Source organism: Niveispirillum sp. BGYR6 (assembly GCF_027568365.1).
GTDB lineage: Bacteria > Pseudomonadota > Alphaproteobacteria > Azospirillales > Azospirillaceae > Niveispirillum.
In genome coordinates, this window is the sequence record NZ_JANLNL010000025.1 from 1 (window position 1) to 15,033 (window position 15,033).

The following is a 15,033-nucleotide window of genomic DNA, read 5'->3' on the forward strand; positions in this document are numbered from 1 at the left end:
GCTTCAACGCGTTCCCGAAGATCTTCTGAATACGCCTTGCCCATGATCCACCTCCGACAAAGATGAATCACATCCAGACCTTAAAGGGAATCCTTCGATTCCGCTTTCACGCGCGATGCTCTAGGTCCAGAGCCGGCCCGTCCGGGTGCGCCCCTGTCCCGGTGCCAGCATCGCCACGGGCGTGTCGTCGGTATGGATGACCGGGGCACCCCGCATATAAGCCCCGATCCGTTCGGCAAGCGGTGCTGCCCACCAGGCCGCGCGCCCAGAGCTGGTCCCCGGTGAGCGGACAGTTTTTGTTCGGCGTTAAGCTTGGTCCTGTTCAGTTCACGCCGCCAAACACGTTCTGTCCGCCCTTTGCCTGTATGCCTCATCGGGTGTTTGCCCCCCGAGCGCGGAATGCGGGCGTTGGTTATTGTAGTAATCTATCCAGCGTCCGATCCCGGCCCTGGCCTCGCTGCCGGTCTCGAAGGCGTGGAGATAGACGCACTCGTATTTCAGTGACCGCCAGAGCCGTTCGATGAACACATTGTCCATCCAGCGGCCCCTTCCATCCATGGAAACCTTGATGCCGGCATCGGTCAAGATGCCGGCGAACCTCGGGCTGGTGAATTGGCCGCCCTGGTCGGTGTTGAAGATTTCCGGCTTGCCGTGGCGGGCCATGGCATCCTGCAGGGCCTCCAGGCAGAAATCGATGTCCATGCAATTGGACAGTTTCCAGGCCAGCACCCTGCGCGATGCCCAATCCATCACGGCGATCAGGTACAGGAAGCCACGCCGCATCGGAATGTAGGTAATGTCCGTGCACCATACATGGTCCGGCCGGTCGATGGCAAGGTCCCGCAACAGGTAGGGCCAGATCTTGTGCTCGGGATGGGGAACGCTGGTCTTCGGCCGCTGGTAGATGGCTGCCAACCCCATCCGGCCCATCAGCCGGCGCACCCGCTTGCGATTGACGACATGACCCTGGCCCCGCAGATGGTGGGTCATCTGTCGGCTCCCGTACCAGGGCGTCTCCAGGAACTGGGCATCAATCACTCGCATCAGCGCCAGGTTCTCAGCACTCTCGCCCCGTACCGGTCCGTAATAATGCGACCGGCTGACCACAGCAGCGCGCATTGCCGGACAACCGACAAGCCGGGATGGGATCGGTCCACCATCTCCCGCCTCCGACCGGCGCTCATCGACCGGAGGCCTTGCGCAAAAAATCCCGCTCCACCACCAACTGACCGATCTTGGCGTGCAGCCGGTCGATCTCGGCAGCATCAACAACTGGACTGGCCTCGGCCTTCCCGGAAAACGACGCCGCCATCCCATCGATCGCCTGATTGCGCCAAGCGTTGATCATCGTCTGGTGAACACCGTGCTTCGACACAAGCTGCGCCATCGTCAACTCGCCCCGGATCGCCTCCAGTGCCACCTTCGCCTTGAAATCCGCTGAATATCGCTTCCTCTGTCCCGCCATGTCGCTCGTCCTTCAATAAGGCCGAACCAAGCTTACCAAACTGTCCGCTCACAGGGGACCAGCTCTGTGGCAATCCACCGGACACATTTGCACCGATGGCGGGATCGTGCGTCACCAGCAGCAGGGCGGTGTCATGTTCTGCGACATGCTGCATAAGCAAATCCATCACCTCCTGCTGCGTGATCGGGTCCAACTGCGATGTTGGCTCATCGGCAAAAATGAAGGCCGGTGAGAGAAGCAGAAGCCGCAGCAGAGAGATGCGCTGAAGCTCGCCACCCGAAACCTGATCCGGACGGCGCTGAAGAAGGTCGGGGGTCAGCCGCAGCCCGGCCATCATCGGCGCCACTCTGCCGGGGTCCAGACGGTGTAAACTGATCAGATCGTTCAGCGCCCGCCCAAGGGGGATGCGTGGTGCGAAAGCGGCGGTTGGATGCTGATACAGTTTTTGAAAGCGCATTGTGGCGATCCAAGGTGCGCGGGTGACCTCACCCGCATCCACCGGGGTCAAGCCAAGCAGGGCATCGCCGAAACTCGTCTTGCCGGAACCGCTGGGGCCGACGATGGCGCGGCATTCACCTGCCTTGATGACGACGTTGATGTCCTTAAACAGCGTTTTGTGTCCATAGCGCTTGGTCAGCCCATGCGCTGTCAGGATCGCTGCGCCATCGGTGCGTGCTGGCCGGCGCGCCGGCCAGGCGGCGGGTTCGGCGGCCAGCAGACGCCTAGTATATTCATGGGCCGGTGCAGACAGGATTGTGCCGGCGGGGCCTTGCTCCACGATTTCACCATCCAGCATGATGATCACCTCACCGCCCAGGGCCCGGGCGACATTGATGTCATGGGTGATGGTAAGCAGTGTCCGCCCCTCCGCCAGGGCTGCCCGCAGCAGGGCGACAACGGCATCACGCAGCGCGATGTCCAGGCCCTTTGTCGGTTCATCGACAAGCAGAATGTTCGCACTGGCGGCGGTGGCGGCTGCAAAGGCGACCCGTTGTGCCATGCCGCCGGACAGCATAAAGGGGTAATGGCGCTCCGCTCCGCCAAGGCCAAGATGGCGCAGCGCGTCACCCGCCACGCCACGGGCGGTGCGGCGGGACAGGCTCCGGTATCCCTCCGCCACCTGATCGACGGCCTTCATCGTCGGGTCCAGTGAACGCCAGGGCTCCTGGGGGAGCGTGGCAAGGGTACGACCCCACAGGCGGTGTCGGTCCGGGGTGGTGGCGGGGCCCGCCACATCATCGATGACGATGGTGCCGGTCGCACTCAATCCTGGGGCCAGCGTGCCCATGATCGCCTGCGATACCAGCGACTTGCCCGAACCCGTCTCTCCCAGGATCGTCAGGCTGTGACCGCGCCCCACCGCGAAGGAAACATGGCGCACCAGATGTGCCTGGCGCGACCGGATATTAAGACCATCGACCACCAACGCCATGCTCATTGCGGCTTGTCCCCGGAGGCCAGAAGGGCAAGGCACAGCAGGCTCGTTGCCAGAAGGGTGATGGGGGCTGCGATCAGCCAGGGGGCGGCGCGATAATACGGGAAATATTCCGACATCATCTGCCCCAGCTCCGCGGTTGGCGGATGAATACCGACATTGATATAGCCAAGGGACGCGACAGCCAGCACCGTCGTCGCGGCACCGTAAGCCATAAGTGTCAGCAGCAGCGGTGCCACCTCTGGCAGCACATGGCGCCGGATGATGTAGGTTGCGCCGAAACCCAGCAGACGGGCGGCCTGCACCTCCGATCCGGCAAGGATCGGTCGCGTTGTCGCCCGGACGACGCGGAAATACTCAATCCAAAGGGTAAGCGAGATGGCGGCATAGATGAGCCATACCTCGCCAGGTGCAAAGGCGATGAGAAGGAAAACCAGCAACAGGCCGGGAATGGCCAGCATCATGTCGGCAAGGGCAACAAGAATGCGCTCCATCCAGCCGCCCCACCACGCCGCCGCCAGACCGGTCGATATACCGGCAATCGCCGCAGATGAGACGGAGAGCAGTGCCAGCAGAAAGGATATCTGCGCCGCCTGTGCCAGACGCGCCAGCAGGCTCCGTCCCAGATTGTCCGTGCCCAGCAAATCACCGCCACCGGGCGGCATCAGGGTACGGCCCAGGTCTTGCTGCGCCGGATCAAGGCCGATCAGCGCCGGGCCGGCCAGCGCAAAGGCGGCAATGGCGATCAACAATGCCGCAGCGATACGGCGTGGCCAGCCCCCCGTCATCGTGCGCGCATCCGGGGGTCGAGGGCAACCAGCACCAGGTCAATGACCATGTTGAAAAGGACGAAGAGGATCGCCATGACAAGCACGGCACCTTGTATCAGCGGGATGTCGCGCTCCCGTACCGCATGACTGAGGGCATGGCCGATGCCAGGCCAGGCGAACAGCGTCTCCACGACAATCACCCCTTCAATCAGATAGACAAACTGCATGGCAAGATGCGCGATCACCGGCACTGCCATATTGCGTACACCATGCCGCAGCACGACCGTGCTGAGCGGCAATCCCTTTGTCAGGGGGAAATGAAAATATGCCGACCGTGCGACATCGATCATCGCCGAGCGGACGACCCGGCTGGAAACGGCGGCAAGCCCGAGGGCAAGCGTGAGGGCGGGCAGAATGATCGTGCCCCGCTGCGTATGCCCCGCCGCCGGCAGCCAGTGCAGGCTGGCGGCAAAGATGATGATCAGGATAATACCGGTGGCAAAGGGCGGTAACGCACGCAGGAGGGCCGAGCCAAGGAGGTTGAGCCGATCAACCAAGCCACCCGGGCGCAGTGCGGCGATGATGCCGATGGGCGGCCCGATGAACAGGGAGAACAACATCGCCAACCCTGACAGTTGCAGCGTATGGCCAAGCTGTTCCCGGATCAGCCCCCAGACCGGCTTGCCCAGCGTATAGGATCGGCCAAGGTCGAACCGCGCCAGGGCGCTGACGGAGGAAAGCCACGCAGCCGCCATGGGCTTATCAAGGCCCAGTTCCGCCCGGACCTCCGCCGCCGCAGCCTGTGTCGTCATTTCCTGCCCATAGCGGCCACTCGCGATGTCGAAGGCGATGTCGCCGGGCAGGAAACGTACCATGAAGAAGCACAGGCTCGACACGAAGAGGGCGGCAAGCAAAGCTTGCAGAACCCTGCGGCCCAGAAGGGAGGCGATGGATCGCATCAGTCCGCCCACCGCATTGCGGCCATGTTATAGCTGCGCTCAAGTGCATCGACCTGCACATTGGCCAGCCGCTTGTCAAAGGCTGCGATACGCCTGTTGAAGATAAGGGGAATGACCGGTAGTTCCGCCTGTAAGGTCTGTACGATCTGCTGGCGCAATGCTGCGGCCCGTTCCGGTGCCGCGCCGGATGCCAATGTCTGCAACGCCGCAATCATGTCGGGATTATTCCAGCCCATCGCGCCCCAGTCCGCACCGCCCTTTGCATAATCCTGCATCAGGACTGCCACCGGGTTGGCAACCATCATGTGGTTGCGGGCAAACATCGCCAGTTCCAGGGTGCCATCACGATGCGCCGCAACGATCTCCGCCGGGGAGCATGGGATGATGCTGATTTCCACACCGATCCGCCGAAATTGCTGCTGGAGCGCGGCGGTGATGAGTGGCTGATCTGTGCGGGTGGCCAGCGACAGAAGTTTCAGGGCAAAACGCTCGTCGCCCCGCAGAAGGATGCCATCCGTCCCCGGCTGCCACCCCAATTCCGCCAGCAGGCGCTGTGCCTGTGCCACATCGGTGTAGAGCCGGGGCAGGTTCTTGTCGTGCCAGTCTGTGAAAAATTCTGGCAGCAACTGCGTCGCCGCGCGATCGGCATTGCCGAAAAGCCCGGTGGCGATGGCAAGCCGGTCAACAGCAAGGCTGAGTGCCTGGCGCGCACGGATATCGGCAAGAAATGGATGCCCGACATTGAGTTTGAGCAAGGTCGTGCGGGGGCTGGCTATATCGACGATATGAACATGGCCGGCGTCGCGCAACCGGCGCTCACTCGGCCAATCAAGGTCGAAGACAGCGTTCGCCTGCCCACTTTCCGAGAGTAAGGCGCGGGTTTCCGGACGGGCGGCGGAAAGGTAGCGTGCCCGATGGATTGCCGGGGGCACACCGCCCCACCGTTCCCAGGCTTCGACAGCAACCTCCTGCTCGGTTATCCCGGTTATGCGATAAGGACCGGAGCCGATGACCTGGACCGCCTGATCTGCCGCATCGAAGGAGGCGGGGGCGAGGATGATGGCGCTGTCATGCGCCAGTACGGGCAACAGCAGCGCAGACGGCGTGGCCAGCCGGATGATCACCCGCCCTTCCTGTACGGCAATACCGGCTATGGGAACAATATGCATCACCCCCGGCCGCTTACGGGCACGCTCCAGCATCCGGACGACCGGTTCCGCGGTGACGGGGGTTCCATCATGGAAATAGGCCCCAGGGCGCAGATCGAACCGCCATTCCAGCCTATCGGCGGACATTTCCCAATGCTGGGCAAGGCCGGCGGAGATATGGCCCCGGTCATCAACATTCACCAACGTCTCCGCAATGCCCAGCAGCGCATAGAATTTTCCGGCACTGGTCGGCTCGCGTTTGGTGGGGTGTGGGGCTTCAACGATCAGGAATTCACGATCAGCCGTCTGTTCGCCGGGGGAACAGCCGCAAAGCAGCCCCCCCAGGCCAACTGCGCCCAGCAGCATGTCACGCCGTGTGCAGCCACCCTTCATCGCTTCCGCCCTTTCATTTTATGGCATGGCCGGCGCCAGTTTCATGGCAAATCCCCCGGTCCCGGTCAGTAGGTCAGCCGGAGACTGCCATAGAATGCACGCCCGTCATTGGGGGAATGGAGCGGGGATTGCGTTATCCGGTCATAATAGACATAGGCCGTGCGATGGTCGGTAACGTTGCGGACCTCCACGCTCACCTCAATATTCGGCGTGAGCTGGTATCCCGCTTCGATGTTGAAAAGAGCGGCATCGCCGAAACGGCCATGGCTGTTGGAAGCATCCAGCTCATATTTGGACTGACCGTAGAAAGTCGTCGCAAGACGGAGCGGTTCGATCGGGCGGTATTCGATGCCCCCCGACACCAGATAGGCGGGGACATGATCGATCCGGTTGCCCGCAAAGCCGGGTGTCGTCGGATCTGGTACCACGATGATGCCCTTCTGCCAGGAAAAAGCCCCCCAGACATTCACCAGCGCCGACGGCCGGACGTTGATCTGGGCGTCGATACCCCTGCGCCGGGTTCGGCCCAGATTGATGAAATCGCCCGTGGCATTGCGCAGCACGATCTCATCCGAGGCCGTCTGCTGCCAGACGGCAACCCGGCTCTCGACCTGTGAACCCAGATTATATTTTACGCCGGCTTCCCAGCCGTCATTCACCGAGGCGGAAAGGCTCGACACCTGGGGCGGCACGATATAGCTGCCGACACCGAGACCGATCTGGAATGTTCGGCCATAATTGCCGTAGACGCTGAGCCCGGGTAACGGCGTCACAACCGCGCTGATTTTCGGTTGCTCAATCGTGCCATAATCATTGACGGGATAGCGCGTGTCATTGGCAACATTGAGATAGTGACCGTCAACCCGGTCAATGCGATAGGCGGGCGTTACCTTCAGCCATGGGGTTGGTTCGATGACAGCCTGCACATAACCGCCATAGACGTCGAGGATGAAACGACGGTCGAACACGCGTGAGCTGCGGACCCGGGCGGAGCCGAGCCAACGCTGATGGTGATTATCCTGCCGGTCCAGATTGGCGCCGCTCTCGATCCGGAGGTCGTGAAGGAAACTCTGCTCCGGATTATAATGCAGGGCCAGGCTGGCACCTTCCTGCTGTTCGTTCAGGTGTCGTTCCTGCTGGGATACGGTGGGGGCGATGCGGAAGAAACGCGTATCGTCGAAGCGGGTCATATAGATATTGCCGCTTGTTGACAGCGCATCGGTAAGCGTTGCCTCGCCCTGAAGGGTGAGGGAGTAGCCTTCCCGATCCCGCCCGTCATCGGCGTTGAGCGGCGGGGAATAGCGCGGCCGGGTCGCCGCATCTGCGCCGGACAGGAAGCCGCTGTCATTTCCATCTGATGTGAAATACCGCGCGATCAGACCGAAGCGCACATCATCGCCATTGTAGAACCATTTGCCCGCCGCGTTCTTGCGCCGCAAGGTGCCGCGATCCCGGTAGCCGTCGCTTTCCCGGTAGTCGAAGGAATAGTTCTGCGTGAACGCACCGGACTCCCGGCCAAGGGCAAGCTGGCCTTCATAGGTGCCCCAGGCCCCCACCGTCGTCTTTGCATCAAGATAGGTGCCACCGACGCGGGAGAAGATCGCAATATTGCCGGCAATATTGTGGAGGCCATAGCGTGCATCGGAGGTGCCGCGCACCACTTCCACCCGTTCAATATCGATGGGGGGCACACCATCCAGCATCCACATATAGCCATCATTGGCATTGCTGGGCACGCCATCGACCAGCAGTTTCACCGCCATGATGCCGCCTTCGGCATTGAAGCCGCGGAAAGACACCGCACCATTGGTGCCACCCTGGTGAAAATCAGTGACCAGGACGCCCGGCATCCGGGACAGCAATTTGAAGGTGGAATCGACATTCTGCCGCTGGGCGACATCTGCCCCCATAATGTCGACGGAGGTGAGAATATTCCGCAGCGGGCGATCCTTGACCCCGGTGACGATGATCTCGCCTATGGAGAAGCTCGTGTCACCCCCGGTTTCCGCCCGACCCTGTCCGATGAAAAAAATGCCGCCGATCAGAACGATGAAAGAACAATTCCTAAGACGCGATATCATTCAATGTCCCCAAGATGCCCCATAATTCCCTGACTTATTGACGAAAGTTTCCCCTTTTCCGCAAGCTAGAAACGGTTAAAGCGATAATGGTAACGGGTTGCAACAGCATAGCGCATCCCGGTGACACCACAAAGGGAAGCCCACCGTCGGCATCAAACGCGCTGCCCTGGCCGACAATATAATACCAATCTCCCTGGATCGCTCGCGATCCAGGGAGATTTTGCGTTCCCTCAGCAACTGTCTTTTCAGGCGGATTTGGCTTTCCATGGTTTTGCGTCCCTGACGATGGCATTGAGGACAGTGACGAGTTTGTGGACACAGGCGATGATGGCGAGTTTTTTGGGCTTTCCCCTGGAGACGAGGGAATCTCTGAATTCTTTGAATGACTTGTTATGTGTCATGGCGACGAGCGCGTCCATGTAGAGGACGGTTCTGACCTGTGGCCTTCCGCCCCTGATGGATCGATGCCCCTTGAATTTGCCGCTGTCTCGGTTGAAGGAGGCGACGCCGACCAGGGCAGCGATCTGCTTGCGGGTGGACTTGCCCTGGTAAAGTGGAGAGCCATCATCCTAAAGCTCGGGATTGATGGAGGTTTTGATGGTTCGAGTTAAGCAAGGGAAGGTCACGGCAGAATTCAAGCGGGATGCGCTGCGGATTTTGTCGACGAGCGGTCGAACGGCGGCCGAAGTGGCCGCCGATTTTGGGATTGGGAAATCGACGCTGCAGCGCTGGAAGACGGAAGCGACGGAGACGGAACTTCCGTCTGGCCCCCATCCGGACGTGGAAAAGGAACTGGCGCGGCTTCGGCATGAGAACAAGATTCTGCGTCAAGAGCGGGATTTATTAAAAAACGCGGCAGCCTTCTTCGCCCGGGAGACAAGTCGATGATCTATCGGCTCATCGATGCGAAGAAGGCGGCAATACCGGTTCGTCGGAGCTGTCGTTTATTGGGCGTGAGCAGTTCTGGCTATTATGCCTGGAAACGGCGAAAGCCCAGTCTGTTGATTTCCACGCGGAACTGACCCGGGAAGGCGGCTTATTTCCATTGAGAATTGACCCATGTGACCGTTCCCCCTTCGCGTTGAGCGACGGGGGGCACTGGAGTGATCGACATGGGACTTTTGAATGTCATCCGCCGTTTGGCCTTGCGTGAGAAGGTGGCGATCCGGGAGATCGCGCGTCGGACCGGCCTGTCGCGGAATACCATCAAGAAGTATTTGAACGCTGGGACGATCGAGCCGAAGTTCTCGATACCAGAACGTCCCAGCAAGCTGGACCCGTTCGCCGACAAGCTGGCAGGCTGGCTCAAGGCCGAGGCTTCCAAATCGCGCAAGCAGCGCCGAACCTTGAAACATATGCACGCCGATCTGGTCGCCCTGGGGTTCACCGGTTCTTATAACCGCGTTGCGGCCTTTGCCCGTGAATGGCGGGCGGAACGCCAACGCGAGCAGCAGACAACAGGACGCGGCGTTTTTGTTCCGCTGCGTTTTCGCCCCGGCGAGGCCTTCCAGTTCGACTGGAGCGAGGATTACGCCGTGCTGGGCGGTCATCGTACCAAATTGCAGGTCGCGCATATCAAACTGGCGTACAGCCGGGCATTCCTGGTCCGCGCATATCTGCTGCAAACCCATGAAATGCTGTTCGACGCCCATTGGCACGGCTTCCGCGTCTTCAGCGGTGTGCCGGGGCGCGGGATCTACGACAATATGCGCACGGCGGTGGATCGCGTTGGGCGTGGCAAGGAGCGTCAGGTCAATTTGCGATTTCTGGCCATGGCCAACCACTATGTTTTCGATCCAAGGTTCTGTAACCCGGCGTCGGGCTGGGAGAAAGGGCAGGTCGAGAAAAATGTGCAGGACGCACGGCCACGGCTGTGGCAGCCGATACCGGATTTTCCCGACTTGGCCGCGCTGAATGGTTGGCTTGAACAACGCTGCCTGGAGCTGTGGCAGGAGATACCGCATGGCCATCTCGTCGGTACCCTTGCCGATATCTGGGCGGATGAACAGTCCGCACTGATGCCGGTGCCGGTGCCGTTCGATGGGTTCGTCGAACAGAGTAAGCGCGTCTCACCGACCTGCCTGATCAGCTTCGAGCGCAATCGCTACAGCGTGCCGGCGTCTTTCGCGAACCGACCCGTCAGCCTGCGGGTCTACCCGGACCGGCTTGTTATCGCGGCCGAGGGAAAGATCCTGTGCCAGCATGAACGGTGGATTGACCGATCCCGTCAAATGCCCCGGACAATCTATGACTGGCGCCATTATCTGACGGTGATCCAACGCAAACCCGGCGCGTTGCGCAACGGCGCCCCCTTCGCGGACCTGCCGGCGGGGTTCCGGCGATTGCAGGATCAGATGCTGCGGCGTCCCGGTGGAGATCGCGACATGGTCGATATCCTTGCCCTGGTTCTGCAGCACGATGAGCAGGCGGTGCTGGCTGCGGTCGAACTGGCCCTGTCCGACGGCGTCGCGACCAAAACCCATATCCTGAACATCCTGCATCGTCTGATTGATGGCAAGCCGACCGACGGGCCGACCATCAGCGCACCGCAGACCCTGCTCCTGCGCCATGAACCCAAGGCCAATGTCGAACGCTATGACGACCTGCGTGCCCGCACTGCTGGAGGCCGTCATGCGTCATGACCCCGCCAGCGCTGCCATTGTCATCATGCTGCGAAGTCTCAAGATGTATGGCCTGGCGCAAGCCGTCACCGATCTGATTGAGCAGGGCGCTCCCGCCTTTGAGGCCGCCATCCCCATCCTGAACCAACTGCTGAAAGCCGAGATGGCAGAACGTGAGGTGCGTTCCATCGCCTATCACATGAAAGCCGCACGGTTTCCAGCCTACAAGGATCTGGCAGGTTTCGATTTCCAGGCCAGTGAGATCAACGAGGCCACAGTGCGCCAGCTCCACAGCTGCGCGTTCATCGATGGCGCGCAGAATGTCGTGTTGATCGGTGGTCCCGGTACCGGAAAAACCCACGTCGCAACGGCTATCGCCATCCAGGCGATCGAACATCATCGTCATAAAGCCCGGTTCATATCGACCATCGAACTCGTCAACGCGCTCGAGCAGGAGAAGGCCAAGGGAAAAGCCGGGCAGTTGGCTGAAGCCATGACACGTCTGGATCTCGTGATTCTGGATGAACTCGGATACCTGCCGTTCAGCGCACCTGGCGGTGCGCTGCTATTCCACCTGCTCAGCAAACTTTACGAGCAGACCAGCGTCATCATAACCACCAACCTCAGCTTCAGCGAATGGGCCAGTGTCTTTGGCGACGCCAAGATGACCACCGCCTTGCTCGATCGCCTCACACATCGCTGTCACATCGTCGAAACCGGAAATGACAGCTTTCGTTTCAAGGCCAGCACTGCCGCAGCATCCGGCAAGAGAAAGGGAAATCCACATGCCTTGACCCAATCATAAACCAAGCCGCATAACTCAATGGTGGGTCAATTCTCGACGGAAATCCCGGGTCAGTTCCGCGTGGAAATCAACACTTGTCCTGAGAGCGTTGTATGGGAATGGAATCTGAGTTTACCATGTCTAACTTTTGCTAAGCTATACTTTGTAAAGGGCCCTAAACTTGAACCTTGGAGCGCGGTTTGAAACTGTGCTATTTTGCCAAGTATGACTAGGCAAAACACAGGAAAGCTAAACTTGCTTGAGCGGACGCTCCCTGACGGGCTGCTGGTGGATGCAGCCTGGATGGAGCGGCATGGCTATTCGACTAGCCTCCGCAGCCAGTATGTCGCAGCCGGCTGGCTGGTACAGCCGGTTCGTGGGACCTACAAGCGGCCGCTTGGCAAGCTGACCTGGGAAAGAGCCGTCATCTCATTGCAAGCATTGATGAAATATCCATTGATCGTGGGTGGCCGGACCGCGCTTGAACTGCAAGGGTTTGGTCACTACGTCTCTGCCAGCGGGCTAGGGAGCATCCACCTCTATGGTGACGAACCCCCGCCAGGCTGGCTTGCGAAACTGCCTTTCAAGGAGCGCTTCATCTTCCACAAGGCCCAGACCCTGTTCAGTGCAGCGACTGCCGCGGAGAGTCCGCTCAGCCTAGCAGGTGGCGATGACGGCGATGGTCCTGAACGAACCGGAGATCACGTGCGCCCGCTATCCATGAACGCGCAATGGCCTCTGCTGGTTTCCACACCTGAACGGGCCTTTCTGGAATTGCTGGATGAACTGCCGAAACGCGAGACATTCCACAATGTCGATGTGATCGCGGAGGGGCTGCGCACGCTCAGCCCAACCCGTCTCCAGAAGCTGCTGGAAGATTGCCGCAGCGTGAAGGCCAAGCGGCTGTTCTTCTGGTTTGCTGAACGACATGGCCATCGCTGGCTCAACCGGATCGACGGGGACCGTGTGTCGCTCGGCAGCGGCAAGCGCATGTTGGTCAAGGGTGGCCGGCTTGATCCGAAATATCTGATAACCGTGCCGGAGGATCTTGGTGCCCCTGTCTGATCGCTACCGGGCGCAGGTCGCACTCCTGATCGCCGTGATGCCGTTTGTCGCGGCGGAAGAGGATTTCGCGCTGAAGGGCGGCACGGCGATCAACCTGTTCGTCCGCGAAATGCCCCGCCTGTCGGTCGACATCGACCTGACCTACCTGCCGGTGGCCGGGCGTCCGGAATCCCTGTCTGCGATCGATGCCGGCATGAAGCGGATCGCCGCTGCCATCCGCAAGGGACTGCGCGGTGCGCATGTCATCGAAGTGCTGAACATACGCGAGCCGGTTGTCACGAAGCTGACCGTGCAGCGGGGGGATGCCCAGATCAAGATCGAGGTGACGCCCGTCCTGCGCGGCTGCGTCTTCGCACCGGAACTGCGCTCCGTGTCGGCTGCGGTGGAGGAGACCTTCGGCTTTGCCGAAATGCAGGTCGTCTCGTTCGCCGATCTTTATGCCGGAAAGATCGTGGCGGCACTCGATCGGCAACATCCGCGGGATCTGTTCGACATCAGGGACCTGTTGGCGAACGAAGGCGTTGATGACGAACTGCGCCGCGCCTTCATCGTCTATCTGGTCAGCCATGACCGCCTGATATCCGAATTGGTGGCGCCCCGTCGCAAGAACCTTACGCAAGAGTTCGCGCAGGGTTTCGAGGGCATGACGGCGGAGCCCATCACCCTTGATGACTTGGCGGCGGCGCGGGAGGCGTTGATTGCCACGATCATCGGCGGGATGCCGGCTGCGCATCGGAACTTCCTGCTGCGGTTCAAGCGTGGCGAGCCGGATTGGAGCCTGATCGGGCTTCCCGAAGCTGCGAACCTGCCAGCCGTGCGGTGGAAGCAACTGAACCTGGACAAACTTGCCAAGACTGCCCGGACACGTCTTGTCGATCAACTGGGCACAGCGCTGGCACCTTGACCGTGACAACACCCGTGACGCGCGCCTTGCGATGAAGAAGCGGCGGTAAAGGACGAAAGGGAGGGGAAGCTCTGTCCCTATGGGATTGACTTCGCGCTCATCCAGGGTATCGGGGGCTGTAACGTGTATTTGTGAGTTCGCCGCCGCCTTGTGCTGATCGTGGCCTGTTTGCCAATGAAGTCGGAGACCTTCTCCATGGCATTCTTGACCGGATCGGCAGCCAGATGGGCGTACCGGGCTGTGGTCTGTATCTGGGTATGTCCGAGCAGCTTGCCGATCATCGGCAGCCCTTCGCCCAGGAACAGGGCGCCGCTGGCGAACGAGTGCCGCAGATCATGGATGTGTACATCATCTAGCCCGGCTTTCTTGCGGATGCGGCGCCAGGGCGGCTGCAAGTCGGTCAGCCGAGCACCTTCCTTCGTGCCGGTGATGACCCAGGGATTGTCCTTTAGCCTGGGGATCGACCGCAGGATGGCAGCCACGGCTTCCCCGAAATGCACGACCTTCGCGCCCGTCTTAGAATCCGGCAGACGCAACGCGCGCGCCTGCCAATCCACATAGGACCATTTCAGGGGCATGATCTCGCCCAGCCGACAACCCGTCAGCATCAGCAACCGGACGGCGGCGACCACGGCCGGAGGCTCTGAACCATCCGCCTCAACTTCGGCCAATGTCCGGCCCAGGGAGGCATATTCATCGGCACCCAGGAACCGTTCGCGCTTCTCCTCACGATACTTCTTCACATGTAGGCAAGGATTGCTGCCGTCGGGCCGCAGCCCCCAGACCTCGGCCAGATTGAACATCTTGGACAGCACCCCCAGGGTCCGGTTGGCCTGGTAGGGGATATGCTGCAGGGATTGGTGCAGTTCCGCGACGTCCCGCCGCTCGATATCCAGGACCTTGCGGGTGCCGATCTCGGGATTGATGAACAACTCGACGGAGCGCCTGTATTCATACTGGGTGGAGGGCTTGCAGCGGACGGTGACATGTTCCTTGAGGAAGCGCTCGCCGAGCCCTTTGACCGTAGGCGATTTGCGAGCCACGTCCAATTCCTTGACCGGGTCGTTGCCAGCTTTCGCCTGTGAGATGATCTCGTGTGCCTTGATCCTGGCTTTCTCGGCGGTGACGGGGCCATGCGTGCCAATCGTCACCTTCCGCAGCCGGCCTTTGACCCGCGTCATGGCGACATAGACCTTGCGGCCCGACGGCCAGATACGCACACCGAAGCCGCGCAGCTCATCGTCCCAATGGATCGTTTCGACAGCTTCCGGCTCCAACTGTTCGACTGACCTGCCCCCTGGAAATGTGCCCGGCATAAAGTAGAGTCCTCCGATCGAAGGAGGGCTATTTGATGAAGAAGAGCCGTTCCAGCGAGGAACAGATCATCGGGATCCTGCGGGAGCAGGAG

General features: G+C 60.7%; 11 protein-coding genes and 3 pseudogenes. 6 read left to right on the top strand and 8 right to left on the bottom strand.

Features of this window, described 5'->3' with window-relative positions:
- Positions 1-120: 120 nt before the first annotated feature.
- The 6 genes and pseudogenes from PCJ49_RS24495 to PCJ49_RS24520 all read right to left on the bottom strand — a co-directional run.
- A pseudogene (locus PCJ49_RS24495) lies at positions 121-258 on the bottom strand (transposase); the annotation flags it as partial.
- Between the two features lie 69 nt (positions 259-327).
- A pseudogene (locus tag PCJ49_RS24500) lies at positions 328-1,465 on the bottom strand (IS3 family transposase).
- A 208-nt stretch (positions 1,466-1,673) separates the two neighbouring features.
- Positions 1,674-2,903 (bottom strand): annotated as a pseudogene (locus tag PCJ49_RS24505) (ATP-binding cassette domain-containing protein); the annotation flags it as partial.
- Positions 2,900-3,688 (bottom strand): ABC transporter permease, encoded by a 789-nt coding sequence (locus PCJ49_RS24510; RefSeq protein WP_269913289.1) that lies wholly within the window; start codon positions 3,686-3,688, stop codon positions 2,900-2,902. The gene PCJ49_RS24510 and the pseudogene PCJ49_RS24505, both read right to left, overlap by 4 nt.
- On the bottom strand, positions 3,685-4,629 hold the full coding sequence (locus PCJ49_RS24515) for an ABC transporter permease (protein ID WP_269913290.1): 945 nt from the start codon (positions 4,627-4,629) through the stop codon (positions 3,685-3,687). Before PCJ49_RS24515 ends, PCJ49_RS24510 begins: the two co-directional genes overlap by 4 nt.
- Positions 4,629-5,924 carry an ABC transporter substrate-binding protein gene (locus PCJ49_RS24520; protein ID WP_269913291.1) on the bottom strand — a complete coding sequence of 432 codons (1,296 nt, stop codon included), beginning with the start codon at positions 5,922-5,924 and terminating at the stop codon, positions 4,629-4,631. The genes PCJ49_RS24515 and PCJ49_RS24520 overlap by 1 nt, the downstream gene beginning before the upstream one ends.
- A 6-nt stretch (positions 5,925-5,930) precedes the next feature.
- Here PCJ49_RS24520 and PCJ49_RS24525 point away from each other — a divergent pair, with 6 nt between their 5' ends.
- Complete coding sequence (locus PCJ49_RS24525) at positions 5,931-6,242, top strand: hypothetical protein (protein WP_269913292.1); 312 nt, start codon at positions 5,931-5,933, stop codon at positions 6,240-6,242.
- On the opposite strand, the gene PCJ49_RS24530 is transcribed toward PCJ49_RS24525, so the two are convergent.
- Positions 6,236-8,251: a TonB-dependent receptor gene (locus PCJ49_RS24530; protein ID WP_269913293.1), complete on the bottom strand. Its 2,016-nt coding sequence runs from the start codon at positions 8,249-8,251 to the stop codon at positions 6,236-6,238. The two genes, PCJ49_RS24525 and PCJ49_RS24530, sit on opposite strands and share 7 nt — an antisense overlap.
- 597 nt (positions 8,252-8,848) lie before the next feature.
- Here PCJ49_RS24530 and PCJ49_RS24535 point away from each other — a divergent pair.
- The 5 genes from PCJ49_RS24535 (at position 8,849) to PCJ49_RS24555 (ending at position 13,625) form a co-directional block, all read left to right on the top strand.
- The gene (locus PCJ49_RS24535; protein WP_269913294.1) at positions 8,849-9,139 is read left to right on the top strand and encodes a transposase; all 291 of its coding nucleotides are present in this window, start codon (positions 8,849-8,851) and stop codon (positions 9,137-9,139) included.
- Between the two features lie 224 nt (positions 9,140-9,363).
- On the top strand, positions 9,364-10,893 hold the full coding sequence (gene istA, locus PCJ49_RS24540) for an IS21 family transposase (protein WP_269913295.1): 1,530 nt from the start codon (positions 9,364-9,366) through the stop codon (positions 10,891-10,893).
- Entirely contained in the window at positions 10,883-11,677 is a 795-nt protein-coding gene (istB, locus tag PCJ49_RS24545; protein WP_269913296.1) for an IS21-like element helper ATPase IstB, read from the top strand. Before istA ends, istB begins: the two co-directional genes overlap by 11 nt.
- Before the next feature lie 204 nt (positions 11,678-11,881).
- Positions 11,882-12,721 (top strand): type IV toxin-antitoxin system AbiEi family antitoxin domain-containing protein, encoded by an 840-nt coding sequence (locus PCJ49_RS24550; protein WP_269913299.1) that lies wholly within the window; start codon positions 11,882-11,884, stop codon positions 12,719-12,721.
- Positions 12,708-13,625 carry a nucleotidyl transferase AbiEii/AbiGii toxin family protein gene (locus PCJ49_RS24555; protein ID WP_269913297.1) on the top strand — a complete coding sequence of 306 codons (918 nt, stop codon included), beginning with the start codon at positions 12,708-12,710 and terminating at the stop codon, positions 13,623-13,625. The genes PCJ49_RS24550 and PCJ49_RS24555 overlap by 14 nt, the downstream gene beginning before the upstream one ends.
- Positions 13,626-13,702: 77 nt before the next feature.
- On the opposite strand, the gene PCJ49_RS24560 is transcribed toward PCJ49_RS24555, so the two are convergent.
- Positions 13,703-14,941, bottom strand: a complete 1,239-nt coding sequence (locus tag PCJ49_RS24560) for a site-specific integrase (RefSeq protein ID WP_269913298.1) — start codon at positions 14,939-14,941, stop codon at positions 13,703-13,705.
- Positions 14,942-15,033: the final 92 nt, after the last annotated feature.